Below are 25802 nucleotides of genomic sequence, written 5' to 3'. Positions count from 1 at the left end.
TGCGTTCCTGACATGGAGACCAGCATGTGACCTGGGCGCGGCTGAAAACCTATTTCGAGACGAGCCTGGCCGGGCTGACGCAACCGACACGCTCGGACTGGATTTTCGCGCTGCGCACCGTTTCGGCCGGCATGATCGCATTGCTGGCCGCTTACGCGCTGAAGCTCGACCATCCGCAATGGGCGATGATGACGGTGTTCATCGTCGCCCAGCCGGTTGCCGGCATGGTGCTGGCGAAAGGCTTCTACCGCCTGCTCGGCACGCTGGCCGGCGGTGTCGCGGCAATCGGCATCACCACGGCATTCGGCACCGGCCCCTGGATTCTGGTGACGGTGCTTGCTGTCTGGATTGGCATTTGCACCTTCGTCTCGTCGCTGCTGCGCAATCCCGAAGCCTATGGCGCGGCTCTTGCAGGCTACACCGCAATGATCATCGGCCTGCCCGCTTTCGGACAACCGCATCTGGTCGTAGACCTCGCGGTCGCGCGTTGTGCCGAGATCGTGCTCGGCATCGTCTGCGCCGGCCTGACCAGCCGACTGATCCTGCCAAAACTGGCCAGCGACGCCATCGTCTCGCGGCTGAAACGCTGCATTCTCGACCTCGCCACCTATGCCGGCGGTGCGTTTTCAGGCGGCGACCGGGCAACGCTGATCGGCCTGCACCGGAAGCTTGTCGCCGATACCCAGACGCTTGGCGAGATGCGCGCCTATGCCAGGCTCGAAGCGCCGAGCTTCGCGCCGCGCGCGCATCCGGTGCGGCGCACCATCGGACAACTGCTTTCGGCACTTTCGGCGGCGCGCGCGCTCTATTCGCATGCCGCTCCCAAAAACGCCGCCCTCATCCCGGTGCGCTCGGAACTGCAGGCCCTTGTCAGCGAACTGGCAGCCAAGCCGGGAGCGCTGGACGATACCTCATCCTGGGTGGCGCGGCTCGACGCGATCTCGATCAGGGCCAGGCAAATGCCCGACGCCTCGATCGAGCCGGGTGAGGACAGGGTCGGCACCATTACCCGCCTTACCATAGCGGCCGATTTCGCCGAGGCGCTGAAACAGGTGCTGCGTGGCCTCGATGCCTTGCGCGCGCCGGTCACGCGCCGTCCAGGTCCCGGCAGCCAGCAGCCGGCCCTGGTGGTGCATCGCGACTATCCCGGTGCTGCGCGCAACGCCATCCGCGCGGCCGTTGCCACGCTGCTGGTGGCGGCTTTCTGGCTGACGACGAAGTGGTCGGAGGCGGCCGGCACCGTCATCCTCGTTGCCGTCGTGTCGAGCCTGTTTGCCGCTCGCCCCGACCCCGTGCAAGTATCCTGGGGATTCTTCAAGGGAACGCTGCTCGCTTTGCCTTTTGCCTTTCTCGTCGGGCAGGTTGCGCTCCCTGCTCTGCCCGGCTTCGGCTGGTTCATGCTGTTCGTCGTGCCGATCATGGTGCCGGCGGCACTCGCCATGGCCAATCCGCGCCATGTCGGCGTGGCGACGGCCTTCGCCATCAATTTTCTGGCCTTTCTCAGCCCACATCAGGCGATGACCTACGATCCCGGCCCCTTCTTCGCCGGCTCGGCATCCATCCTGGTCGGCATCCTCTTGGCCATCGGCGTCTTCATCGTGGTATTGCCGGCCGATCCATGGCTCGCGGCCGACCGCATCGTGCGGGCCATGCGGGAGGATCTGGCGCGGCTTTGCCTGCATGAGCGCGTGCCGAGGCGCTCAGCCTTCGAGAGCCTCGCTTACGACCGGGTCAATCAGTTGATGCCGCTGGTGCAGAATTCCGGCAGGAAGGGCGAGGCGGTGCTGGGCGGCGGCGTCGCTTCCGTCACGGTCGGCCTGGAAATCCTGCGGCTGCGCACGGCCAGCCAAAACCATGCCCTCCCATCGGAAACGACGCTTTCAATCGCCACCTTCCTGAGGGGACTGGCGCGCGAGCTGCTTTTCCGAGCCCCTGGGGATCCGCAAACAGCGACCATTGCCGTCGCCCGGCAGTATGCGGCAGGCATCGCCCAGCGAAACGCCACCGGCGACATGCTGCAGATCGCGGCGTCCCTGCGCATCATCGCCGCGGCGATGGAAGATTTCCCGGATTTCTTCGCGAGGGAGAAAACCTAGGCAGCGGCGATCGCCAGTGCATGGCCGCGTGCGTTCTCACGCAGGGCGTCTAGGTGGATCGATTTGATCAATGCGGCAAGATCGCCTTCGGCGGATTGCCCGCCCAATTCCTTGAGCATCAGCCAACTGACTTCCTGCACGCCGGCGACGCGCTTGCCGTTGGCGACCTCGCGCCAGATCTTCAGGGCGCGCAGGATGACGGCATGCGTGGCGGCAGCCATGCCGGCACTGCGGAACAGCGCCTGCAGGGCCACGTCGTGCCCGCCGGCCAGCAGCGCCCTCACCCGTGGTTCGGATTGCTGGCTGAGCGCCACCAGCGCCGAGCCGAAGAAATCGACCTTGCCGTGCGCGATGGTGCGGATCAGGAAGCTCGCGGTCAGATCGCCGCGCAGCCTGAGATGCTCGATCAGCGCGGCGTGCTCTTCTTGGCGCGTGCCCTCGATCAGCGTCACCGAGGCCTTGACGCAAGCATCGCGCATGACCCGGTCGGCACGCGCGGCTCCCATCAATGCCATGACCAGCGGCGATGTCTTCAATGTCTCGCCGAGCTTGACGAGCAGCATATGCCGGCAATCGGCAGGCAGCCTGATATCCGATATCAGCGCCTCGCGCACCAGAGGCAGATGCCCGTGGCGTTCCGCCATGCGCCGGAAGCTGAGTGACGCGATGTCGGCGCCGCTATTGGCCAAAAGCACGGCGCATGCCTCCGCCTCCCCGACCTCGGCGATGGCCGCCGAAAGCGCCATCGAGACGGAAGGCCGGTCGGCGATCAGCTTCTGCGTTGCCTTCTGGCTCGCCGCCACGCGATTGATCAGGTCGGCGTCGGTGAGCAGCGGCGAGCGCGCCAGCACGACCCCGGCGACCTCCGGCTGGTCAGCGGCAAGCGCACTGATGATCTGCAACGGTGCGTGATGGCTCATCGAGAACGCTTCCGCCATCGCCAGCCGCACTTTCGACGAGGCGTCGTCGAGCAGCAGCGTCAGCGCGGCCTCGGCGGCGCAGCGATCCTCGAACGGCAATTCGCAATTCACATAGGCTCGGGCCAGCGCATGAGCGGCGGCGGCGCGCTCCGAAACCCTGGCCGTGTAGATCCATTTCAGGAAATGCGAAACAACTACCATGCCCGTCTGCTTACGCCCCATGCCGGAAGGTTTCCGGCCCCGTGAGAAGGGTAGGCAGAAATGGTTTACGAACGGTTCACCATGTTCATTAACTGGCTTGCGAGCGCCTGAAGCAGCGCCTATCAACCGTCAGACAGCGCAGGAGGCGGAAGATGGCCGGGCTATATCTGGAGGAGTTTGTTGTCGGCCATGTCTTCCGGCACACGCTGCGCAAGACTGTCACCGAGAGCGACAACATGCTGTTTTCGGTGATGACGCTGAACCCGCAGCCGCTGCATATCGACTTCGATTTCGCCGCTAGGAGCGAATGGGGCAAGCCGCTGGTCAACTCGCTGTTCACGCTCGGCCTGATGATCGGCATTTCGGTCAACGACATCACGGTCGGCACGACGGTTGCCAATCTCGGCATGAAGGAAACCGTGTTTCCTCACCCGGTCTTCCATGGCGACACCATCCGCGTCGAAACATCTGTCGTCTCGGTGCGCGAATCCAGGTCGAAGCCCGACCGCGGCATCGTCGAATTCGAGCACCGCGCCTACAACCAGCATGGCGATCTGGTCGCCAAATGCATCAGGCAAGCGATGATGCTGAAGAAGGCAGACTGATGCGCTCGCTGCTATTCGTTCCAGGCGATTCCGAACGGAAGCTGGAAAAGGGATTTGGCGCCGGCGCCGACGTGGTTATCGTCGATCTCGAGGACTCCGTGGCGCCGCAGAACAAGGCGCGGGCGCGCGAGATCGCGGCGCGCTTTATCCTCGAACGCAGGGGGCAAACCAACTCGGCGCTTTATGTCAGGGTCAACGACCTCTCGACCGGAATGACGGACGATGATCTTGCCAAGCTCGTTCCGGCAAGACCGGACGGCATCATGCTGCCTAAATCGAACAGCGGCCAGGATGTGCAGCAGCTCGCGGCCAAGCTCAGGGTTTGGGAAGCCGAAAACGGCCTGCCCGACGGGTCGATAAAAATCCTGCCGATCATCACCGAAACTCCGGCGGGCGTGCTCGCCGCCGCCACCTATGCCGGGACAAGCGCACGGCTCGCCGGTCTCACCTGGGGCGCGGAAGACCTGTCGGCGGCGATCGGCGCACGCTCTGCCCGCGACGAGCACGGCCGCTACACCGATCTCTTCCGTCACGCCCGCCTGACGACCATTCTCGCGGCCGGAGCCGCGGAAGTCGCCGCGATCGACACCGTATTTCCTGGCTTTCGCGACATGGTGGCCTTCGCCGCGGAATGTGCCGACGCCGAGCGTGACGGTTTCACCGGCAAAATGGCGATCCACCCCGATCAGGTGCCCGTCATCAACACCGCCTTCACGCCCTCTGCCGAGGCGGTGAGACAGTCGGCGGCTATCGTGGCGGCCTTCGAGGCGGCCGGAAATCCGGGCGTCGTCGGCATCGACGGCAAGATGTTCGACCGTCCGCATCTGCGGCTGGCCGAACGCCTTCTGGCCCGCGCGAAAGCGGCCGGGATATCCGCCTGACGGCTACTCCTTGCCCCAGCGTGGCCGCCGCATCGAAAAGACCTCGTCGACGCTGGCGTAATCCATATAACCGAGACGCGCGACATTGCCGGCCTTGGTGATGTCGAACAGGCCGTCTTTCAGGAAAGCATCGTCGATGTGAACGCCGATCACCTCACCGGCGACGACAAAGGCACTCGTCGGTGATCCGTCCAGCGCCTTCGGGCGAAACACTTCCGTCACCCGGCATTCGAGCGCCGCTGGTGCAGCCGCCACGCGCGGCGGCTTGACGAGACGCGAGGGCGCCATGGCGAGATCGGCATAGATGAACTCGTTGACGCCACGCGGTGCGTCGACGGATGTGTAGTTCATCTTGTCCGCAAGATCGCGGCTGACCAGATTGGCGACGAACTCGCCGGTTTCCTGGGCAAACGAGGCGCTGTCCTTCTCACCCTCCGAGGAAAACCAGACAATGAAAGGTCGCGTCGAAAAGGCGTTGAAGAAGGAGTATGGCGCCAGATTGACCTCGCCGGCCTGGTTCAGCGTCGATATCCAGCCGATCGGGCGCGGCGCGACGATCCCCTTCGAAGGATCGTGCGGCAGGCCATGCCCCTTGGACGGCTCGTAGAACATTCAGCCCGCCCAAGGTCCGGCATAATCGGTGTAGAGCTTGGCCGGATCAGGCCGTGGCCGCTCCGGCGCCGGACCGGCGTAGGAGCCGATATGGATGAACCCGACGACGCGCTCCTGCGGCGCCAGTCCGAGAATCGCCCTGCCCTCCGGCACGTCGGAATACCAGTTGCTGATCATGTTCGTGCCATAGCCCAGCGCAGTGGCCGCGATCATCAGGTTCATCGCCGCCATGCCTCCGGACAGGAACATCTCCCATTGGGGGATTTTTGGGTTCTCCCTCGGAATGGATACGACACCGATCACCAGCGGGGCGCGCGAGAACCGCGCCAGTTCCTGGTTGCGACGGCCTTCCGGCAACGGCCCCTCGCGCTGTTCGGCCAAGGCCGCTAGTTTTTTGCCGATCTCGATGCGGGCTTCGCCGCGATAAAGGATGAAGCGCCAGGGTTCGAGCCGTCCATGGTCGGGCACGCGTGTGGCGGCGGTGATCATCGTGGCGATATCGGCGTCGCTGGGCGCCGGTTCCCTGAGGTCGGGTATCGGCGCTGAATTTCGGGTCAATAGAAAGTCGATGATCGGCGACGCCATGGGCGCAAGTCTCCTGAAACACTCTGTTTTGAGCTGAAGCGCACCATCGGGGATTCGGGCGGCTCGGGCAAAGGCGCGCAAACGCCGGGCTGAAGAGTCCCGGATCGGACTCTTAAGCCTTGAAATTGCCACCGCCATGGGCTTCAACGCAAGGCATGTTTGAGGGGCGACTGCGTCTTTTCCTGGTTCGGCTCTGCGCCGCGCTGTTCCTGCTGCCGGTCTCCATGGCTGTCGCGCAGGAAAAGGACGGCGTCGGCGACCTGAAACTTCCCGGAATTTCGAGCTATGCAACGCCGAAGAGCGAGACCCCGCTGGCGCTTGGCGGCGGTGGCGCCATTACGCTCTCGGCCCAGTTGACCGACAAGGGCACCGACATCACACGTGGGCTAGTCTGGCGTGTCTTCAAGCCAGAAGCGGTGAACGGCAAATTGCCCATGGTCGCCTCCTCCCATGGCGGCAGCGCCGTCTTCCAGCTCGAGCCCGGCAGTTACCTAGTCCACGCTTCTTATGGCCGCGCCGGCGCCACCAAGCGCATCACAGTCGGCAAGGAAGCCAAGCGAGAAAGCCTCGTGCTCGATGCCGGCGGCCTGAAGCTGGACGCGGTTCTGTCCGGCGGCGTGCGCATACCGCCGAAGAAACTGCGCTTTTCGATCTATGAGGGCACCGCCGAGGCCAATGGCGACCGCGCGCTGATCATTCCCGATGTCGAACCCAACAGCGTCGTGCGGCTCAATGCCGGCATCTATCATGTCGTCTCGACTTACGGCGCGGTCAACGCCGTCATCCGATCCGATATCCGCGTCGAGGCGGGCAAGCTGACGGAAGCCACCGTCGAGCATCACGCCGCTGAAATCACCATGAAGCTGGTACGCGAGACGGGCGGCGAAGCGATTGCCGACACCTCGTGGTCGCTGCTTAACGAATCCGGCGATCCGATCAAGGAAACCGTCGGCGCCTTCGCCTCGATGGTGCTGGCCGAAGGCGACTACACCATCATCGCCAAGAACCGCGATCGCATCTACCAGAAGGATTTCACGGTCGTTGGCGGGCAGAACCAGGAAATTGAGGTTCTCGCCACCGAAGCAGCGGCGATGGATCCCGAGGAAGGCGCCGATTAGCCTTCAGGCGGCGAGCTTGGTTCGCGCCGGGAGGAACGGAATGCGACGGCGCGGCAGGCTCGGCGCCAGGTCGAATACACCGCGATAGAGACGGTCGAGCAACGTTTTGCGGTCGCGCAGCGGCTCCAGTTCGTTCCAGCTCAGCACGTTGCCGACGCGCACGTCGATCGCCCTGCCGGACAGCCGCGCGAATTCACGAATGAGCAGCGAGGTGCGCAAGGTCAGCGAGGCCTTGCCGACGAATTTGGCCACACGCCCGTCGCGCTCGGCCATGTTCATCGGCCCGCTGACGAGATGGAAAAGCCTGCCGTTCTGGCCGGAGAAATGCATGGGGATGACCGATGCCTTGGCCTCCTGGACGAGACGGGCCGGAAACATCTTCCACGGCAGGTCGCGCGCGCGGCCAAAACCCTTGGGCGCAGTGGCCACGCCGCCGGCCGGAAACACCACGATGGTGACACCTTCCCTGAGCAGCCGGACCGCCTCATGGCGCACCGCCATGTTGTTCTTCACCGCGTCCTTGGTCTCGGAAAAGTCGATCGGCAGCGAATAGGGCTCCATCTCGCGGATCCTGAGCAGGTCCTTGTGGATCATCACCCGGAAAGGCCGACCGAGTTGCTCTGCCAGCGATAGCACGGCAATGCCGTCGCCGATGCCGAAGGGATGGTTGGCGACGATCACCAGTGGCGTGTCGGGCAATTGCGCGGGCGGCCATTGGTCGGGAATTCGCACGCGCACGTCAATGAGGTCCAGCATGCGGCTGAACACACGCTCGCCCGTCGGCACCACCTGGCGGCGCCAGAAATCATAAAGCGCGGCAAAGCGATCGCGGCCCGACAGGCCTTCGACCGAATGGATGAACCAGCGCGCCAGCGCCGGCTGGTGCGGATTGGCGTAGGAAAGCTCTGGGAACGGTCGTTCGCGCGATTTCAGCTTGAGCATAGGGGCTCGTTACAACGTTGCCGTGACAGGGATATGAAAATGGCGATGGATCGCTCCACCGCCATTCGATCGAAAAACACTCCGATTCAAGCAGCGCGCTTGCGTCGGCGATCAGGCGTGATCGCTTCTTCGGTCAGCCGTTTGATTGCTTCGGCAAGACCAAGCGATTCCTGATCGCGCGAGCCGAGCCGGCGGATGTTGACCGTCTGCTCCTCCGCCTCGCGCTTGCCGCAGACGAGGATGACCGGCACCTTGGCCAGGCTGTGCTCACGGACCTTGTAGTTGATCTTCTCGTTGCGCAGATCGGCTTCCGCCAACAGCCCGGCGGCCTTCAGCTTTGCCACGACCTCGGTCGCATAGCTGTCGGCGTCTGACGTGATCGTCGCCACCACCACCTGCAGCGGCGCGAACCATAGCGGGAAGTGGCCGGAATAGTTCTCGATCAGGATGCCGAGGAAACGCTCCATCGAACCGCATATGGCGCGGTGCACCATGACCGGCTGCTTCTTTTCCGAATCCGAGCCGATGTAGAAGGCGCCAAAACGCTCCGGCAGGTTGAAGTCGACCTGCGTCGTCCCGCATTGCCATTCGCGGCCGATGGCATCCTTCAACACATATTCGAACTTCGGCCCGTAGAAGGCGCCCTCGCCCGGATTGATCGAGGTCTTGATCCGATTGCCGGACCTTGTCCTGATCGTCTCCAGCACGCCGCCCATGATCGCCTCGGCATGATCCCAGGCCTCGTCCGTGCCGACGCGCTTTTCGGGCCGCGTCGACAGTTTGACGCTGATTTCGTCGAAACCGAAATCGGCATAGGTCGACAGGATCAGGTCATTGATGCGCAGGCACTCGGCCGCCAGCTGTTCCTCGGTGCAGAAGATATGCGCATCGTCTTGCGTGAAGCCGCGCACGCGCATCAGCCCGTGCAGCGCGCCCGACGGCTCGTAGCGATGCACATTGCCGAACTCCGCCAGCTTCACCGGCAGGTCGCGATAGGATTTCAGCCCATGTTTGAAAATCTGCACGTGGCCCGGGCAGTTCATCGGCTTCAGCGCAAAGATGCGGTCATCGTCGGTTTCATCGCCGGCGACCGTCACCTTGAACATGGCGTCGCGGTACCAGCCCCAGTGGCCTGACGTCTCCCACAGGCTCTTGTCGAGTACCTGCGGGGCGTTGACCTCCTGGTAGCCCTGCTCGTCGAGCCGGCGCCGCATGTAGTTGACCAGGTTCTGGAACATCTTCCAGCCCTTGGCGTGCCAGAAGACCACGCCCGGCCCCTCTTCCTGGAAATGGAAAAGGTCCATTTCGCGGCCGAGCTTGCGGTGGTCGCGCTTCTCGGCCTCTTCCAGCATCGTTTGGTAGGCTTCGAGCTGCGCCTGGTCGGCCCAGGCCGTGCCGTAGATGCGCGTCAGCATCGGATTGTTGGAATCGCCGCGCCAATAGGCGCCGGCCACCTTCATCAGCTTGAAGGCGTTGCCGATCTGGCCGGTCGAGGCCATGTGCGGACCGCGGCAGAGATCGAACCAGTCGCCCTGCGCATAGATCTTGAGATCCTGGTCCTCGGGAATGGCATCGATCAGTTCGAGCTTGTAGCGCTCGCCCTTGTCGGCAAAGACCTTTTTTGCCTTGTCGCGCGACCAGACCTCCTTGGTGAACGGCTTGTTGCGCGCGATGATCTCGCGCATTTTCTTCTCGATCACCGGGAAATCGTCCGGGGTGAACGGCTCGTTGCGGGCAAAGTCGTAATAAAATCCGTTCTCGATCACCGGTCCGATGGTCACCTGCGTTCCCGGCCATATCTCTTGCACGGCTTCCGCCAGCACGTGCGCGGTGTCATGGCGGATGAGTTCCAGCGCGCGCGGATCGTCGCGGGTGATGATCTCCACCTTGCCGGATTTGCCCAGGGGATCACTGAGGTCGCGCACCGTGCCATCAATGGCATAGGCCACGGCCTTCTTGGCCAGCGACTTCGAGATCGATTCGGCGAGACCCGCACCGGTCATCGCCGCGTCGTAGTCGCGGACGGAGCCATCGGGAAATGTCAGGGAAACGGAATTCAGCATATGGTTCTCCTATCCAGTCCCGCAAACGAGCGCGGGTGGTAAATGCAGATCATCAGCGGTTCGGGGCTGCGACCTGCCAGGGTGCCGGATGCGTCCGGCGGCGGCAGTCTTTTATGAGCAGATGCCGCCGCCGTAAAGCCCGGCTCACTTAATCAGCTGTGGCAGGTCCTTCAGGAACGCAGCCCGTGTCGCCAACCCTTTCGGCATGTCGGTGCGCTTCGTATCGACGACGAGCCGGGCGAACACGATCTGGCGGCCGTCTTTCCCAGCCCAGCCGACAAACCATCCGAGCGAGCGCTTGTCCTTGCCGCCCGCGCCGAGCCTGGTCGTGCCGGTCTTGCCCTGAACGGCCCAGTCGCCAGCCTTGAAGTTCGGCATGATGGCGCGTGTCATTTCATGCGCCCTGGCCGACACCGGCATTGTGCCGGCCAGCAGTTGCCGCAGGAAGGCAACCTGTTCGACTGGCGTGATCTTGAGCGAAGAGTTAACCCAGGAATGGGTGAGCCCGTCATCCCTGCCAGGATTGCCAGAAACGTCACCATTGCCATAGTTGAACTTCGATACATAGCCGGCAAATTTCTGAGGTCCGAGCCTGCGGGTGATCTCGCGCGAGAACCAGATGATGGAATCACGTTCCCAGATCGTCGGATCGACGGTTTTCTGGTCGCGTTTCACCGCGTTGAACTCAGGCTTGTAGTCGCATGCCGGGGTATGTTCATCGGCAAGGATGCCTGCGTCGTAGCCGATCAGCGAAAGCGGCACCTTGAACGTGGAGGCCGGGCTGAAGCGCTGGTCGCAGATACCGTCCTGGTAAAGCGTCTTGCCGCTCTGGGCATCGGCGATCAGCGTGCACTGCACGTCCGCGAGCGGCGCGGACTGCGCGCGCATCGGAAATCCCAGCAGCCAGGCGAGCAGGAACAGGACACCAGCCATGATAAAGGGAAGACGATCGACATTGCGCATTTTCTGCTCGCTCCAGAAGGGGGTTCGCGAGCGGGCTTAGCGAGGTCTCTTGTCTCGATTTTGTCTCAAATGCGCAGTTGTTGTGCAGGCTTGCGTTAACCCTACCGGAGCGTAAACAGCGCGGTGTGACCAGCCACCCTAGCCCTGCGCTCCGCCGCGCTTGCGGCCGACCCGCCAATAACGCCAGGGCATGAACCAGACGTTACGGTCCGCCAGCGCTTCCGGAACCAGATCGATGCCATGCGTGCCGAATGGGCCGCAGCGCAGCACGCGGAACAACCCCATCCAGCCGCCGGCCCAAAGGCCATGGCGGGCGATCGCCTCATGCGCGTATTCCGAACAGGTCGGCAGATGGCGGCAGGAATTGCCGACAAAGCCGGACAGCGTCAATTGGTAAAGCCGCACGAGCGAGGTGCCGAGCAAGCGGCCCGGCGTCTTGCGCCAGGGGCCGGCCCAGTTGCGGCCGCGCCTCGACGCTCCGGCTGTATGCGCATGCCTGTGCTGGTCGCCCACTGCGATCTCCGCGTTTTCCAGCTGATAGATGTGCGCTTGCACCGGAGAACGCAATCCCGATCGCCGTGCGGTCACGGGCGAGAACGGCGAAATGGCCGTCGGTCGGCTGGCGGCGCCCAGCGGCCAGGATGAGACCATTCTTCGTGATGCCTTGCAGCGCGTCTTTCGTGGCGCCATTGGAACGTCGCGATCCGTATGACGTCGCCAAGGATCTCAAGCAACTGCATCATGGCGGCATCTCCTTGAAGACGATTAGACCGCCGCTGGCCTTCGCCTTCAAACGAGTATAATTTCCGCTTCGGATAATCCTGGGTTATGCGAAATGAAGCGTGGACGCTTGCCCCTGACGGCGTTGAGGAGCTTCGAGGCGGCGGGGCGGCATTTGAGCTTCAGCAACGCCGCCGAGGAGCTTTTCGTCTCACAGGCGGCGATCAGCCGGCAGATCCGCGAACTCGAAACCTTCCTGCGCCAACCGCTTTTCGAACGGCACCATCGCCGCGTCGAATTGACGGATGCAGGCCGTCGGCTGCTTGCTCAACTGGTCAGAAGTTTCGACGACATCGACAAACTACTCTCGGAACTGGTCGCGGTTCCCGCGCAGGCCGTGGTTCGTGTCAGCGTCGAGCCGTCGATTGCATCCGTCTGGCTGGTACCCCGGCTCAACCGGTTTCGCCAGTTGCGGCCCGATATCGACGTCTCCCTCGAAGTGGACCCAAGGCTGATCGAGTTCCGCAGCGACCAGCCCGAACTTGCCTTACGTTTCAGCTCGAACGCGACGTCATGGCCCCGCAGCGAAGCCGAGCGGCTGGCCTCGACAGTCGATTCGCCGGTTCTGTCGCCGGCGCTGCTTTCATCGGGCCCAGCCCTCGGGAAGCCGGCCGATCTTGCTCGCTTCACGCTTTTGCACGAGGAAAACCGCCAGGGTTGGACGCGCTGGTTCGAGGCGGCGGGCGTACCCGCCAACGCCATGCCCACGCGCGGGCCGATGCTTGCGGACGCCTCACTCTCCAAGCAGGCCGCGCTGCTCGGCCACGGCGTGGCGCTGGGCGATCTCCTGCAGATTGGAGAAGAATTGGAGACCGGAGCACTGGTCAAACCGTTCGACATCGATGTCGCATCCGGGGCCTATTGGCTGGTGGCCAGGAGTTTGCACAGTCTCTCCGAACCGGCCGCGGCCTTCGCCGACTGGCTAAGAAGCGAATTCATCGAAAGCAGGCGAGCGCTGAAAGCTCCGGCCTGAGCCGTGCGCTGGCCGGAGCCGGCTACTTTACCTTCTTGTATTTTCCGAGAAGTTTATCGAGGTCGTTGATGTCCATGGACGGATGTCCCGCCGCCGGGTCGACTGCTGGGTAGAATGTGACGACGATGTCGCGCCACAAATCATAGTCGGCGCCGTAGGACGCCAGCCCGGGAAACGGCGCGCAACGCGTGATCGCGCGAATGGCGGCTTCGGCAACCTTATGCCTTGCCGATGTCACGGGGCCGACGATTTTTGGCGGCCCGGCGAGCGATCCGTCCTTGTTCAGGCTGATCCGGACGCGTGCAGTATTTGTGGCATTTGCGGGCACGTTCCAACAGGGCTGGACGGCCCTCATGAGATAGTCGCCGATATCGCGATGGACTGCTGGTTCCGCCCCGCTTGAGCCACCGGCCGACACAAGTGAAGCGGCAAGAGTACCGGCGAACACAAAGCCATGGCATGAACGACCGCTCTGGCGGGATCCGCTCACCGTAAGCTCGAAGACCACTCTCAGGCCGCTTCGTCGGCGCGCTTCTTCTCGATCTGGCCGATGGCGTCGACCACGGCGTCGAAAGTCAGCATGGTCGACGCGTGACGCGCCTTGTAGTCGCGCACCGGCTCCAGATAGCCGAGGTCGGCGAAGCGGCCTTCCGGCGGCGCGCCGTTCTCCTTCAGCATCTTCAGCATGGTCTCGCGCACCGCGCGCAATTCCTCAGCGCTGGCGCCGACGACATGTTGCGCCATGATCGAGGACGATGCCTGTCCGAGCGCACAGGCCTTCACGTCGTGGGCGAAGTCGGTGACCACGCCGTCCTCCATCTTGAGGTCGACGGTAACGGTCGACCCGCACAGCTTGGAATGCGCTTTCGCGGTCGCGTCGGGATGATCGAGCCGGCCGATGCGGGCGATATTTCCGGCAAAACCGAGAATTTTCGCGTTGTAGACGTCGTTGATCATTATTTTCCAATCCGTCGCCGCCAAGCGAACAGCGATTGCCGTTGTTGCGTCTTTCATTCGCTCGGCACGACCATATATAATGCTGGCAGTCCGGTATCGACAAGGCGGCGAACGCCACTGTCCTTGCCGGGAAGTTCACGCCGCTTACGGGGCTGGAAACGGGGCGAGTTTCCGACACCGAAAGGTCGTGGTCCGTTCAACTCGTTCCTCCTCAGAGAGGAACTACGGGAGACGCCTTTTATGGATGCCGTCATCAAGAAACTAATGCCCCAGTCCGCCTATATGGAAAAGCCGGTCACCGACCGCCCGAGCGAGGCCGAAGTCGAGGCCGCCGTACGCACCTTGCTGCGCTGGACCGGCGACAATCCGGATCGCGAGGGTTTGATCGACACGCCCAAGCGCGTGACCAAGGCCTATCGCGAAATGTTCGGCGGCTACGACATGTGCCCGGCCGAGGAGCTTGGCCGTACTTTCGAGGAGGTCGCCGGCTACGACGACCTGGTCATCGTCAAGGACATCCAGTTCCATTCGCATTGCGAACATCACATGGTGCCGATCATCGGCAAGGCGCATGTCGGCTACCTGCCCGACGGCAAGGTCGTCGGCCTGTCCAAGATCGCGCGCGTCGTCGATATCTTTGCCCATCGGCTGCAGACGCAGGAAGCCCTGACTGCCCAGATTGCCGGCGTCATCCAGGATGTGCTCAACCCGCGCGGCGTTGCCGTCATGATCGAGGCGGAGCACATGTGCATGGCCATGCGCGGCATCCGTAAGCAAGGTTCCACAACGCTGACCTCCACCTTCACGGGCGTCTTCAAGGATACGCCCGAAGAGCAGGTTCGTTTTGTCACCATGGTGCGCGGCGGCAGGGCGTAAGCCCTTTGCCGACGTCGCGGTCAATAGGAAGATAGACCGGCAATGTCGGCACTGGAATTTCCGGAAGCTCCCTCGGACAAGAAAGCCTTGGAGGAAGGCGCGGTGTTTTCGCCGCGCTTCGATGCCGCCGGTCTTGTCACCGTCGTCGTCACCGATGCCGCCGACGGCATGCTGCTGATGGTCGCGCATATGAATGCACGGGCGCTGGCTCTGACGCTGGAAACAGGCATTGCCCATTACTGGTCGCGCTCGCGCAACACGCTCTGGAAGAAGGGCGAAACCTCGGGCAATTTCCAGCATGTCGTCGAGATGCTCACGGATTGTGACCAGGATGCGGTGTGGCTTCGCGTGAAAGTGTTGGGCCACGACGCAACCTGTCACACCGGCCGGCGTTCATGCTTTTATCGGACGGTGGGGCTGATCGACGGCAAGGGGACGCTTGCCGACGACGGCAGCAAGCCGCTGTTCGATGCGGAAAACACGTATCGGAAGCCATCAGCTTGAACCTTCTGCCTGACACCGACCACATAGATTCATCATTTCGATACGGCCCGTCCGTATACTAGCCTGGGACAAGGGAGATCATGATGCTCGAATGGGCGTCATTGCGTAACAGACCAGATGTCAGGGAGGCCAACGGCCTGTCCTCGGCAGGCGGCGCATCCGAAACAACCTCCCCCAAGAAAACAGGTATTTCGCTCGCGCTCGGCGGCGGTTGCGCCAGAGGCTGGGCCCATATCGGCGTGCTGCGCGCGCTCGATGAAGCCGGCATCGAAGTTTCGATGATCGCCGGCACCTCGATCGGCGCCCTGGTCGGTGGCTGTTATCTGGCCGGCAAACTGGATGAGCTGGAAGAGTTCGCCCGCAGCCTCACCAGACGACGTATCTTCGGCCTGCTCGATCTCAACCTGCGCGGCAGCGGCCTCTTCGGCGGGATGAAGCTGGACGCGCGCCTGCGCGAGCACGTGGCCGGCATCCGCTTCGACGATCTGCCCAAGCCATTTGTCTGCGTCGCGTCGGAAATCCGCACCGGCCACGAGATCTGGCTGTCGAGCGGATCGCTGATCACCGCCATGCGCGCGTCCTACGCGCTGCCTGGCGTGTTCGAGCCTGTCGATTGCAACGGCCGCGTGCTGGTGGACGGAGCGCTGGTCAACCCGGTGCCCGTTTCGGTCTGCCGCGCCTACGAGCAGCCGCTCGTCGTGGCGGTCAACCTCCACTACGACCTGTTCGGCCGCGCCGCCGTGATCAAGCACAGCGCTGGCGAGCTGGTTATCGAAAAGGATGCGCCAAGGCCCGGCCAGGTCGACGCCCAACACCAATCGCACCAGACGCGTTTGGGCATCACCGGCGTGATGGTCGAAGCCTTCAACATCATCCAGGACCGTATTTCGCGGGCGAGACTTGCCGGCGATCCGCCCGACATGTCGCTGCAGCCCAAGCTCAGCCATATCGGCCTCACCGAATTTCACCGGGCCGACGAGGCGATCCAGCTCGGCTACCAGGCGACGATGGCGCAGATCGGCGAACTGACGCGGCTGCAGACGGTTCTCGCCTAGACCATTTCCTCAAGTTGTATTGGCCTCAGGACAAACCGATTGCAAAACGCAATTGGTTATGGTGATCTGCGTCAATCCAGGCGGAGGTGCCGATGGCCAGGATTGTCTATTCCATGCTGACGTCGTTGGACGGCTATATCGCCCGATCGAACGAGGACATCGGCTTGCCAGTGCCCGAGGCGGAACTGCACCAGCACTTCAACGACATGATGAGACAGGCTTCCGCCGTGCTCGCCGGACGGCGCATGTACGAAACCATGCGCTTCTGGGACAGCCCTGAACGCGAAACCGGCGCCACCGAGGTCGAGCGGGATTTTGCCCATGCATGGCGCGAAACGCCGAAGATCGTCTTCTCGACCACGCTTCGGCAAGTCGGGCTCAATGCCCGGCTGGTGGATGGCGATGCGGAGGATGCGGTACGATCTCTCAAGGCGCAGGCCGATGGCCTCGTCATCCTTGGCGGCGCCGACCTTGCCGCCTCTCTGGCACGAGCCGGCCTCATCGACGAATACCGGCTCTATATGCATCCCGTGGTGCTGGGTGGCGGCAAGCCATATTTTGAATCCGGCCTGTCGCTGGCGTTGACCCCGCTCGGCACGCAAAGTCTTCCCCAGGGCGTGACGTTGCTGCGTTATGCGCCGGCCGGCTGAATTGCGCGGGTTTCCGGCGCGCCCTACGCCCGCGCGGCGTCGATGATGCGAAACTGCACCGTACGGTTGCCGTTCCAGTAATTGCCCGACAGCGAGCCGGCGACATGCACCGTCTTGCCGCGGTTCTTGGAAAGGAACTCGCCAAGCACCGTATCGACGGCGCGAAAGGCGATCGCCTGGATGCGGCCGCCGCTCTCCGACTGTAAATCGGCGCGAATATGGTTGGTGCCGACCGGCCTGATGTCGGCCAGCCGATGGCGCGGCAGCACGAAAACAGGCGCGACATGCCCGGCACCGAAGGGCCCCGCCTTTTCCAACGCATCGAGCAGGCCGAGCGTCGCGCCTTCGGCGGCAAGCGCGCCGTCTATCGCCAGGCTTTCCTCATCCTGCAACCTGAAAACGTCGGCGGCTGCCCGCTCCTCGAAGAAGGCCCTGAGCTCACCCAGTCTTGCCCGCTCGACGGTGATGCCGGCAGCCATGCCATGGCCGCCGCCCTTGACGATGAGCCCGGCATTGGCGGCTTCGCGCACCAGCCGGCCAAGGTCGAAACCCGACACCGAACGGCCCGAGCCCGTGCCGGTGCCGTTGGCGTTGAAGGCGATGGCAAAGGCCGGCCGCCGTGCGTGATCCTTCAGTCGTGAGGCAAGCAGGCCTACGATGCCGGGGTGCCAGCTGTTGCTGGCGGTGACGACGATCGCCGGGCCGCTGCCGCCCGCGAGCTCGGCATCGGCTTCGGCGCGCGCGGCGGCGAGCATCTCCTGCTCCATCAGCTGCCGCTCCTGGTTCAGCCGGTCTAGCGTCTCTGCGATGGTCTGCGCCTCGACGGGATCGTCCGTTGCAAGCAGCCGGCTGCCGAGTGCCGCATCGCCAATGCGCCCGCCCGCATTGATGCGCGGACCGATCAGATAGGCGAGATGGAAGGTGCTGATCGGCTCGCCAACGCGCGACACTCGTGCCAGCGCGGCCATGCCTTCATTCTTCTGCTGTCGCGCCACTTGCAAACCCTTGACAACGAAGGCGCGATTGACGCCCGTGAGCGGCACCACGTCGCAAACGGTGGCAAGCGCCACGAGATCGAGCAGGGAAAGCAGGTCGGGCGGCGTGACATCGCTCAGGCCACGCAGCACCTTTGCGGTCTGGACCAAGGCGAGGAACACGACACCGGCGGCACAGAGATGGCCCTGTCCGGAAAGGTCGTCGTCGCGGTTTGGATTGACGACGGCAATTGCCGCAGGCAAGACGCCGCCGACCTGGTGGTGGTCGAGCACCACGACATCGGCGCCGGCGGCATTGGCCGCGTCGATCGAAACGGCGCTGTTGGTGCCGCAATCGACTGTGACGATCAGCGTCGCGCCGCGCGATACCAGTTCGCGCATGGCATCGGGATTGGGACCGTAGCCCTCGAAAATACGATCCGGGATATAGATTTCCGACGGCACCGAGAAATGCGTGAGAAACCGCTTCAGCAAGGCCGACGAGGCCGCGCCATCTACGTCGTAATCGCCGAAGATCGCAATTTTCTCCCGCGCCATGACGGCGGCGGCGATGCGGATGGCGGCCTTGTCCATATCGGTCAGCGAGGCCGGGTTCGGCAACAGGTCGCGGATCGTCGGGTCCAGAAACCGCTCGGTCTCGTCGGCGGCCACGCCGCGTCCGGCAAGAACGCGCGCGACGATGTCGGGCACGCCATGACCCTGTGCGATGGCGAGCGCGATCATGTCCTGCCGTTCGGTCAGCCGGTGCTCCCAGGAGAGACCGGTTGCCGACTGCCTGACATCGAGGAAGAGGCGCCTTTCGCCCATCATGCGCTTTGCCAACTCATGGTTGGCGGCAGGATAAGCCAAAGGCCGCGGGAGACTTCAAGAAAAACTACGCTTTCCGCCTTTCAGCCGTGCACCCACCGTTCGCTGGCCGCCCGAGACATCAGAGGCCGCATGCCGATCGGGCGGTGTCATCGTTAAACCCTTGCCGCCATCGGAGGCAGCCAGATGGCTAACAACTGCGGCCCGGCTTCGCAAGCGGGTCTAGAACTTATCCATATCCTGGTGCCTGGCCTTGATCTCGCGCACGGTCCGCGATGACGATCGCAGCACGATCGTGTGGGTGGTGATGTATGTGCGGCCGAACTTGACGCCAGCCAGCATGTTGCCATCGGTGACACCGGTGGCCGCAAACAGCACGTCGCCGCGCGCCATGTCTTCCGCTTGATAGATCCGCTTCGGATTGGAAATGCCCATCTTTGCGGCACGTGCGACCTTTTCCGGCGTATCAAGGATCAGCCTGCCTTGCATCTGGCCGCCGGTGCAGCGCAACGCCGCAGCGGCCAGCACGCCTTCCGGCGCGCCCCCGGTGCCGAGATAGATATCGATGCCGGTTTCTTCCGCGTCCGTGGTGTGGATGACGCCGGCGACGTCGCCGTCGCCGATCAGCCGGATCGCGGCGCCCGTGGCGCGCACGGCATCGATCAGCTTGGCGTGGCGCGGACGGTCGAGAATGCAGGCCGTGATGTCGGACACAGCAACGCCCTTCGCTCGCGCAAGGCTGGCGACGTTTTCGGCCGGCGATGCGTCGATATCGATGACTCCGTCGGCGTAACCGGGACCGACCGCGATCTTGTCCATGTAGACGTCGGGCGCGAACAGCAGGCTGCCCTTCTCGGCGATCGCGATCACGGCGAGCGCGTTCGGCAGGTTCTTGGCGCAGATCGTCGTGCCTTCGAGCGGATCAAGCGCGATATCGACCGCGGGCCCTTTGCCGGTCCCGACCTCCTCGCCGATATAGAGCATCGGCGCCTCGTCCCGCTCGCCCTCGCCGATCACCACCGTGCCCTTGATCGCGAGGCGGTTGAGCTCCTCACGCATGGCATCGACGGCGACCTGGTCGGCAGCCTTTTCGTCGCCGCGGCCGCGCAGCCTGGCGGCCGCGACCGCGGCCCGTTCGGTGACGCGCACCAGTTCCATGGTGAGTATCCGGTCAAGGCCGGCGACGATGTTCTGGGCCACATTCATTCGACAAATCCTCGTTTGATGCCGCCTCCCGCCAAGAGGCGTGCTTGTTTTGTCAAACGACCATGACAACGGCAAGACCTGCCGGATGGTTTATCGAAAGGATAGCAATATCAATCGATTGAACCGAATTTTTGAAAACAATGCCGGCCCGGTTTGAGATGAACCGAGCCGGCACGAAACAGAAATTGCCGTCTTCGTGGTCCTAGAAAACCGCGAGGTATTTGAGCAGCGAAATAATGCCGATGATGATGACGATGACCTGGACGATCTGCCTCATCCTGGCATCAAGCGGCAGCCGCTGCACCAGGTAGAGAACGAGAATGATGACGAGAAATGTGATCAGGATGCCGATTAACACGGACGAAGCCATAATGCCCTCCTTAAATGACTTGCTGAAACGGAGAAATGAGCCGGCATTGCCGGCTCAATATCGGCGCGGTCAATACCAGCGGCGCGAGGTGTCGTTCATCGACTGGCCGACGGCAATCCCGGCCAGAAACCCGAGCAGGCCGATCACGCCAACCACGGCGGTCGTCGTGCCCGGATTTTCACGCGCGACTTCCGAAACGGACTGGGCCTGGCTGCGCAACTGCTGCGCTGTCCGCGAGGCGCGGGAAGCGGCAGTATCGTAGAAATCCGATGCTTGCTCACTGGCATCATCGAGCATTTCCGCGCTGCGCTGCGAAATGCTCTTGTTGATCTTGGTGATCTCCTTGCGCAGGTCGGCGATCTGCTTTTCCAGCGTCTTCTGGATGTCGCCGATGTCAGGGGCGTCGGATTTGTTGGTATCGGCCATGAAGCGGCTCCCTTGGTTGCTGACCAAGAGAACGGTACCGACGCCAATTCGTTCCGGCGGCAGCGGGACGTCCTCACCGAACCGAGATACACCGCCGGTGGTTATGCCCACCGCAACGAGGCTGCCTGCTACCCTGCCCGCTCGATGCGGATGACCTGTGGCTTGTCGGTCAGATGGCCGTCCTTGGTAATGCCGTCGACAGCCTTGCGCACGGCGGCCTCGGTAGTCTCGTGGGTGACGAGGATCACCGTCTTCTGCGCCGCCGCCTCGCCGCTGACCGCATGCTGGACGATCGATTCCAGCGAAATATCGTTGTCGGCCATGCGCTTGGCGATCGCCGCGAACACGCCGATGCGGTCGTGCACGGTCAGCCGGATGAAGTAGCCGCCGGCATGGCTGCGCATCTGCGCCTTCTTATACGGTCTCAGCTCCTTCGCCGGCCGGCCGAAGACGGGACCATGCTGGAAGCCGGGCCGGCTCTTGGCGATGTCGGCGATGTCGCCGATGACCGCCGAGGCGGTGGCATTGCCGCCGGCGCCGGGGCCCGAGAGCAGCAACTCGCCCAGGATATCGGTCTCGATCGCCACCGCGTTGGTGACACCATGCACCTGCGCGATGACCGAAGCAGTCGGCACCATGGTTGGGTGCACACGCTGCTCGATGCCGCTTTCGGTGCGCTGGGCGACACCGAGCAGCTTGATCCGGTAGCCGAGATCGCCGGCGGCACGGATGTCGGCCTGGGTAATGTTAGAAATGCCTTCCATGTAGATGTCGTTGGCGGCGATTTTGGTGCCGAAGGCAAGGCTGGTCAGGATCGACAGCTTGTGCGCCGTGTCATGGCCCTCGATGTCGAAGGTCGGGTCGGCTTCGGCATAACCCAGCCGCTGCGCGTCCTTCAGCACGACGTCGAAGGAGACGCCCTCGGCCTCCATGCGGGTCAGGATATAGTTGCAGGTGCCGTTGAGGATGCCGAAGACACGAGTGACGGAATTGCCGGCCATCGCCTCGCGCATCGTCTTGATGACCGGGATGCCGCCTGCCACCGCGGCCTCGTAATTGAGCAGCACGCCCTTCTTTTCAGCGATTTCGGCAAGCGCCACGCCATGCTTGGCAAGCAGCGCCTTGTTGGCGGTGACGACATGGCGGCCGGCTTCGAGCGCGGCCTTCACCGAGGCGCGCGCCGACCCCTCATCGCCGCCGATCAGCTCGACGAACACGTCGATCTCGGCGGTCTGCGCCATCTTGACCGGATCGTCGAACCAATTCGCGGAGCTCAGATCGATGCCACGCTCGCGTTTCCGGTCGCGTGCGGAAATCGCCGACACGATGATGTCGCGCCCGCATTGGCGGGTCAGTTCCGCCGCCTTGTCGCGCAACACGCGCGCCACCGATGCACCGACCGTGCCAAGTCCAGCAATTCCAACACGCAGTGCTTCAGCCATGGAAGGCGACGCCCCTCAAATAAGATCGAATTTGTATTTACCGGTGGGCGGACAGCGGCACCACATTGTTGGGCTGCTTGGCGCTGGCCGACAGGAAGCGCTTGATGTTGCGTGCCGCCTGGCGAATCCGGTGTTCGTTCTCGACCAGTGCTACGCGCACGAAATCGTCGCCATGTTCGCCGAAGCCGACACCGGGCGCCACCGCCACATCGGCGTGCTCGATGAGCAGCTTGGAGAATTCGAGCGAGCCCAGATGACGGAACGGCTCAGGGATCGGCGCCCAGGCGAACATCGAGGCCGCGGGGGCCGGAATGGTCCATCCCGCGCGGCCGAACGCATCGACCATCACGTCGCGGCGTTTGTGATAGATGTCGCGCACCTCGGCGATATCGGCGCCGTCGCCATTGAGCGCGTGCGCCGCCGCCACCTGGATCGGCGTGAAGGCACCGTAGTCGAGATAGGATTTGACCCGGGTCAGCGCCGAGATCAGCCGTTCGTTTCCGACGGCGAAGCCCATGCGCCAGCCGGGCATGGAGAAGGTCTTCGACATCGAGGTGAACTCGACGCAGACGTCGATGGCGCCCGGCACCTGCAGCACGGAAGGCGGCGGATTGCCGTCGAAGTAGATTTCCGAATAGGCGAGGTCGGACAGGATGATGATGTCGTTCTTCTTGGCGAAGGCCACCACGTCCTTGTAGAAATCGAGCGAGGCGACCAGTGCCGTCGGGTTCGATGGATAGTTGAGGATCAGCGCTAGCGGCTTCGGGATCGAATGGCGGACGCCGCGCTCGAGCGCCGGAATGAAGCCGTCATCGGGCTCGACTTGCAGCGAGCGGATGACCCCGCCCGACATGATGAAGCCGAAGGCATGGATCGGATAGGTCGGGTTGGGGCACAGGATCACGTCGCCGGGCGCGGTGATCGCCTGCGCCATGTTAGCGAAGCCTTCCTTCGAACCGAGCGTGGCCACCACCTGGGTGTCGGGGTTGAGCTTCACGCCGAAGCGGCGGGCATAGTAGTTTGCCTGGGCGCGGCGCAAACCGGGAATCCCGCGCGACGAGGAATAGCGGTGCGTGCGCGGATCGCGCACGACCTCGCACAATTTGTCGACGATGGCCTTGGGCGTCGGCAGGTCCGGGTTGCCCATGCCGAGGTCGACGATGTCGGCGCCCCGCGAACGGGCGCTCGCCTTGAGCCGGTTGACCTGCTCGAACACGTAAGGCGGAAGCCGGCGGACCTTGTGAAATTCTTCCATGGCAGTTCCAGACAGCAAGGGAGCGTTGGGCGCGCGCTATATACTCATTTGCAGGTAGGGTCGAGGGCGGGGTCGCATTTGCCTTCGATCTGCTTCAGGGTCTGCGGACCATGTTTCTTGGCGAGATCGGTCAGCGCCGCCTGGTTGGTGACGGCCGCGCCGCCGCCCTTGGCGCCCTGCCCGTTCTCGTCGGCCTTCAACTGGGCGAGCTTGGCTTTCTTCTCGGCCTCGGTGAATTGTTTCGCCGCCACCTGCGGCGGGATGTTGAGGTTCGGAAAGGTGCCGGTGTCCTTCGGGCCCGCGTCGGTGGCCATCGGCACCGGACCGCTGGTATTCGTGCTCGAGCATCCGGCAACGGCCAGGAACATGATGGCCGCGCTGATGCGGCAAAAGTGGCCGGCACCGAAAAAAACAGTCTCGCCAAACTTAATCGTCATATTGTTTCCTTGGCAGCCGGGGTAGAGCGAGATTGGACCCTGTCGGATGTCCCATGTTAATATGTCAAGAAAACGCTTCCGGAGGAACCCCGCGAACCATGTCCAAAACACCCGATTCGGGCAAAGCGGAAGATGGCGGACCTTCGACGGTCGAGCAATATCTGGTGAAGGACCCGGAACGCTTCGCGCTGAACATGGCGCGGATGATCGAGCAGGCTGGCAAGGCGGCTTCCGCATGGGCCGAACCGCGCGAAAAAGGTGAGGTGCGCGACCAGGTCGCCGAGCCGGTCGTCGACATGGTCAAGACCTTCTCCAAGCTCAGCGAATACTGGCTCGCCGATCCGCAGCGGGCGCTCGAAGCGCAGACGCGGCTGTTCGCTGGCTACATGACGGTTTGGGCGAACGCCATCCAGCGCGTCAGCCCCAATGCCGAGGGGGCCGACGATGCCGTCAAGCCGGAGCGCGGCGACAAGCGGTTCCAGGACCCGGAATGGGGCCGCAACGCCTTCTTCGACTTCTTGAAACAGGCCTATCTGGTCACCTCGCGCTGGGCGTCCGAACTGGTCGACCATGCCGAAGGCCTGGACGAGCATACCCGCCACAAGGCGAGCTTCTACGTCAAGCAAGTATCCAACGCCATCTCGCCGTCCAATTTCATCCTGACCAATCCCGAACTGTTTCGCGAAACCGTCGCCTCCAACGGCGAAAACCTGGTGCGCGGCATGAAGATGCTGGCTGAGGACATCGCCGCCGGCAAGGGCGACCTCAAACTGCGTCAGGCTGACTATTCACCCTTCGAGATCGGCAGGAACATCGCCACCACGCCCGGCAAGGTGGTCGGCCGCAGCGATGTCGCCGAGATCATCCAGTATGATGCGGCGACCGAGACGGTGCTGAAGCGCCCGCTGCTGATCTGCCCGCCTTGGATCAACAAGTTCTACATACTCGACCTCAACCCGCAGAAATCCTTCATCCGCTGGGCGGTCGAGCAAGGCCACACCGTCTTCGTCATCTCGTGGATCAATCCGGATGAACGCCACGGCGCCAAGAACTGGGAAGCCTATATCAGGGAAGGCCTGCAATACGGCCTCGACACGATCGAGAAGGCGACCGGCGAGCGCGACGTCAATGCTATAGGCTACTGCGTCGGTGGCACGTTGCTGGCGGCGGCCTTGGCGCTGATGGCTGGGGAAGGCGACGACCGCATCAAGTCGGCGACCTTCTTCACCACACAGGTCGACTTCACCCATGCCGGCGATCTGAAAGTGTTCGTCGACGAGGAACAGGTCGCGGCGGTGGAAAAGTCGATGAACGAAAAGGGCTATCTCGACGGCACCAAGATGGCGACCGCCTTCAACATGCTGCGCTCGGGTGACCTGATCTGGCCCTATGTCGTCAACAACTACATGCGCGGCAAGGACCCCCTGCCCTTCGACCTGCTCTACTGGAACGCCGATTCGACCCGCATGGCGGCGGCCAACCACTCCTTCTACCTGCGCAACTGCTATCTCGAGAACAACCTCTCGCGCGGCACGATGCAACTGGCGGGCCACACGATCTCGCTCGGCGATGTCACCATTCCGGTCTACAATCTCGCCTCCCGGGAAGATCACATCGCGCCGGCTCTGTCCGTCTTCCTCGGCTCGAAATATTTCGGCGGCCCGGTCGAGTACGTGATGGCGGGATCGGGCCATATTGCTGGCGTCGTCAATCCGCCCGCATCCAACAAATATCAGTACTGGACCGGCGGTCCGCCGAAGGGCGACTTCGACCAGTGGATAGCCTCCGCCACCGGCCATCCGGGATCCTGGTGGCCGCACTGGCAAGGCTGGATAGAGGCCAAGGACAACACCCGTGTGCCTGCCCGCAAACCCGGCAAGCATATGAAAACCTTGGGCGATGCTCCCGGGACCTATGTCAAGGTGCGTGTGTAACGGACTGTAATGTCTGGTGAGTTGACGCCCCCGCAAAAGCGGGCGAAATGGTGTCGTCAACCATCAAGCGGCCGCAATTCGGCAATCGCTGCAAAAATACTTACAGGCTTGCTGATTTGACACAGGTCTCGTTTCCGGATCGGAGACAA

26 protein-coding genes are annotated in these 25802 nt (G+C 63.2%); 10 read left to right on the top strand and 16 right to left on the bottom strand.

Annotated features, from left to right (window positions below):
- Positions 1-26 precede the first annotated feature (26 nt).
- Complete coding sequence (locus LB555_RS07040; RefSeq protein ID WP_015317590.1) at positions 27-2096, top strand: FUSC family protein; 2070 nt, start codon at positions 27-29, stop codon at positions 2094-2096.
- Here LB555_RS07040 and LB555_RS07035 read toward each other — a convergent pair.
- Positions 2093-3217, bottom strand: a complete 1125-nt coding sequence (locus tag LB555_RS07035) for a DUF2336 domain-containing protein (protein ID WP_041163439.1) — start codon at positions 3215-3217, stop codon at positions 2093-2095. The genes LB555_RS07040 and LB555_RS07035 overlap by 4 nt on opposite strands.
- A gap of 152 nt (positions 3218-3369) precedes the next feature.
- Between LB555_RS07035 and LB555_RS07030 the strand changes: the two genes are divergently transcribed.
- Positions 3370-3822, top strand: a complete 453-nt coding sequence (locus LB555_RS07030) for a MaoC family dehydratase (protein WP_015317588.1) — start codon at positions 3370-3372, stop codon at positions 3820-3822.
- Positions 3822-4703 carry an HpcH/HpaI aldolase/citrate lyase family protein gene (locus LB555_RS07025; RefSeq protein WP_140616141.1) on the top strand — a complete coding sequence of 294 codons (882 nt, stop codon included), beginning with the start codon at positions 3822-3824 and terminating at the stop codon, positions 4701-4703. The genes LB555_RS07030 and LB555_RS07025 overlap by 1 nt, the downstream gene beginning before the upstream one ends.
- Positions 4704-4706: 3 nt before the next feature.
- Here LB555_RS07025 and LB555_RS07020 read toward each other — a convergent pair whose 3' ends face one another.
- Together LB555_RS07020 and LB555_RS07015 are read right to left on the bottom strand one after the other, a co-directional pair.
- Positions 4707-5315 carry a flavin reductase family protein gene (locus tag LB555_RS07020; RefSeq protein WP_224682534.1) on the bottom strand — a complete coding sequence of 203 codons (609 nt, stop codon included), beginning with the start codon at positions 5313-5315 and terminating at the stop codon, positions 4707-4709.
- Complete coding sequence (locus LB555_RS07015) at positions 5316-5900, bottom strand: nitroreductase (RefSeq protein ID WP_015317585.1); 585 nt, start codon at positions 5898-5900, stop codon at positions 5316-5318.
- A 155-nt stretch (positions 5901-6055) separates the two neighbouring features.
- Between LB555_RS07015 and LB555_RS07010 the strand changes: the two genes are divergently transcribed.
- The gene (locus tag LB555_RS07010) at positions 6056-7018 is read left to right on the top strand and encodes a hypothetical protein (RefSeq protein WP_140616135.1); all 963 of its coding nucleotides are present in this window, start codon (positions 6056-6058) and stop codon (positions 7016-7018) included.
- A 3-nt stretch (positions 7019-7021) separates the two neighbouring features.
- Here LB555_RS07010 and LB555_RS07005 read toward each other — a convergent pair whose 3' ends face one another.
- The 4 genes from LB555_RS07005 to yidD form a co-directional block, all read right to left on the bottom strand.
- Entirely contained in the window at positions 7022-7960 is a 939-nt protein-coding gene (locus LB555_RS07005) for a lysophospholipid acyltransferase family protein (protein WP_140716732.1), read from the bottom strand.
- A gap of 86 nt (positions 7961-8046) precedes the next feature.
- Positions 8047-10023: a threonine--tRNA ligase gene (gene thrS / locus LB555_RS07000; RefSeq protein ID WP_224682533.1), complete on the bottom strand. Its 1977-nt coding sequence runs from the start codon at positions 10021-10023 to the stop codon at positions 8047-8049.
- Positions 10024-10167: 144 nt separating this feature from the next.
- A complete protein-coding gene (gene blaOXA / locus LB555_RS06995) occupies positions 10168-10986 on the bottom strand; it encodes a class D beta-lactamase (RefSeq protein ID WP_224682532.1) in 819 nt (272 codons plus the stop codon).
- Positions 10987-11124: 138 nt separating this feature from the next.
- Positions 11125-11499, bottom strand: coding sequence for a membrane protein insertion efficiency factor YidD (gene yidD / locus LB555_RS06990; RefSeq protein WP_224682691.1), 375 nt, complete (start codon positions 11497-11499; stop codon positions 11125-11127).
- Positions 11500-11821: 322 nt separating this feature from the next.
- Here yidD and LB555_RS06985 point away from each other — a divergent pair, with 322 nt between their 5' ends.
- Entirely contained in the window at positions 11822-12739 is a 918-nt protein-coding gene (locus LB555_RS06985) for a LysR substrate-binding domain-containing protein (RefSeq protein ID WP_140616125.1), read from the top strand.
- A 22-nt stretch (positions 12740-12761) separates the two neighbouring features.
- Here the strand turns inward: LB555_RS06985 and LB555_RS06980 are convergent, their stop codons facing one another.
- Both LB555_RS06980 and LB555_RS06975 read right to left on the bottom strand, forming a co-directional pair.
- Complete coding sequence (locus LB555_RS06980; RefSeq protein WP_224682531.1) at positions 12762-13229, bottom strand: cell envelope integrity protein TolA; 468 nt, start codon at positions 13227-13229, stop codon at positions 12762-12764.
- Between the two features lie 20 nt (positions 13230-13249).
- A complete protein-coding gene (locus tag LB555_RS06975; protein WP_015317578.1) occupies positions 13250-13696 on the bottom strand; it encodes an iron-sulfur cluster assembly scaffold protein in 447 nt (148 codons plus the stop codon).
- Between the two features lie 240 nt (positions 13697-13936).
- Between LB555_RS06975 and folE the strand changes: the two genes are divergently transcribed.
- From folE to LB555_RS06955, 4 genes are all read left to right on the top strand, one after another.
- Positions 13937-14572 carry a GTP cyclohydrolase I FolE gene (gene folE / locus LB555_RS06970; protein ID WP_015317577.1) on the top strand — a complete coding sequence of 212 codons (636 nt, stop codon included), beginning with the start codon at positions 13937-13939 and terminating at the stop codon, positions 14570-14572.
- Between the two features lie 42 nt (positions 14573-14614).
- Positions 14615-15076 (top strand): phosphoribosyl-AMP cyclohydrolase, encoded by a 462-nt coding sequence (gene hisI / locus LB555_RS06965; protein WP_015317576.1) that lies wholly within the window; start codon positions 14615-14617, stop codon positions 15074-15076.
- Between the two features lie 80 nt (positions 15077-15156).
- Positions 15157-16131 carry a patatin family protein gene (locus LB555_RS06960; RefSeq protein WP_411908811.1) on the top strand — a complete coding sequence of 325 codons (975 nt, stop codon included), beginning with the start codon at positions 15157-15159 and terminating at the stop codon, positions 16129-16131.
- Between the two features lie 92 nt (positions 16132-16223).
- Positions 16224-16781, top strand: a complete 558-nt coding sequence (locus LB555_RS06955; protein WP_140873667.1) for a dihydrofolate reductase family protein — start codon at positions 16224-16226, stop codon at positions 16779-16781.
- A 23-nt stretch (positions 16782-16804) separates the two neighbouring features.
- Here LB555_RS06955 and recJ read toward each other — a convergent pair whose 3' ends face one another.
- The 7 genes from recJ to LB555_RS06920 form a co-directional block, all read right to left on the bottom strand.
- A complete protein-coding gene (gene recJ, locus LB555_RS06950) occupies positions 16805-18586 on the bottom strand; it encodes a single-stranded-DNA-specific exonuclease RecJ (protein ID WP_015317573.1) in 1782 nt (593 codons plus the stop codon).
- A 219-nt stretch (positions 18587-18805) separates the two neighbouring features.
- Positions 18806-19789 carry a class II fructose-bisphosphatase gene (glpX, locus tag LB555_RS06945; protein WP_015317572.1) on the bottom strand — a complete coding sequence of 328 codons (984 nt, stop codon included), beginning with the start codon at positions 19787-19789 and terminating at the stop codon, positions 18806-18808.
- Positions 19790-19991: 202 nt separating this feature from the next.
- Complete coding sequence (locus tag LB555_RS06940) at positions 19992-20159, bottom strand: Thivi_2564 family membrane protein (RefSeq protein WP_015317571.1); 168 nt, start codon at positions 20157-20159, stop codon at positions 19992-19994.
- Between the two features lie 69 nt (positions 20160-20228).
- A complete protein-coding gene (locus LB555_RS06935; RefSeq protein ID WP_015317570.1) occupies positions 20229-20585 on the bottom strand; it encodes a hypothetical protein in 357 nt (118 codons plus the stop codon).
- A gap of 128 nt (positions 20586-20713) precedes the next feature.
- A complete protein-coding gene (locus tag LB555_RS06930; RefSeq protein ID WP_015317569.1) occupies positions 20714-22027 on the bottom strand; it encodes a homoserine dehydrogenase in 1314 nt (437 codons plus the stop codon).
- A gap of 37 nt (positions 22028-22064) precedes the next feature.
- On the bottom strand, positions 22065-23282 hold the full coding sequence (locus LB555_RS06925) for an LL-diaminopimelate aminotransferase (protein ID WP_015317568.1): 1218 nt from the start codon (positions 23280-23282) through the stop codon (positions 22065-22067).
- 44 nt (positions 23283-23326) lie between these two features.
- Positions 23327-23719, bottom strand: a complete 393-nt coding sequence (locus LB555_RS06920; protein ID WP_224682530.1) for a hypothetical protein — start codon at positions 23717-23719, stop codon at positions 23327-23329.
- 98 nt (positions 23720-23817) lie between these two features.
- On the opposite strand from LB555_RS06920, the gene phaC reads away from it, so the two are divergent.
- Positions 23818-25653: a class I poly(R)-hydroxyalkanoic acid synthase gene (phaC, locus tag LB555_RS06915; RefSeq protein WP_224682529.1), complete on the top strand. Its 1836-nt coding sequence runs from the start codon at positions 23818-23820 to the stop codon at positions 25651-25653.
- Positions 25654-25802: the final 149 nt, after the last annotated feature.

The organism is Mesorhizobium sp. BR-1-1-10 (genome assembly GCF_020165595.1).
Lineage (GTDB): Bacteria > Pseudomonadota > Alphaproteobacteria > Rhizobiales > Rhizobiaceae > Mesorhizobium > Mesorhizobium australicum.
Note: the sequence above shows the minus strand (reverse complement) of the source record. Positions and strands in the feature narration are given on the sequence as shown.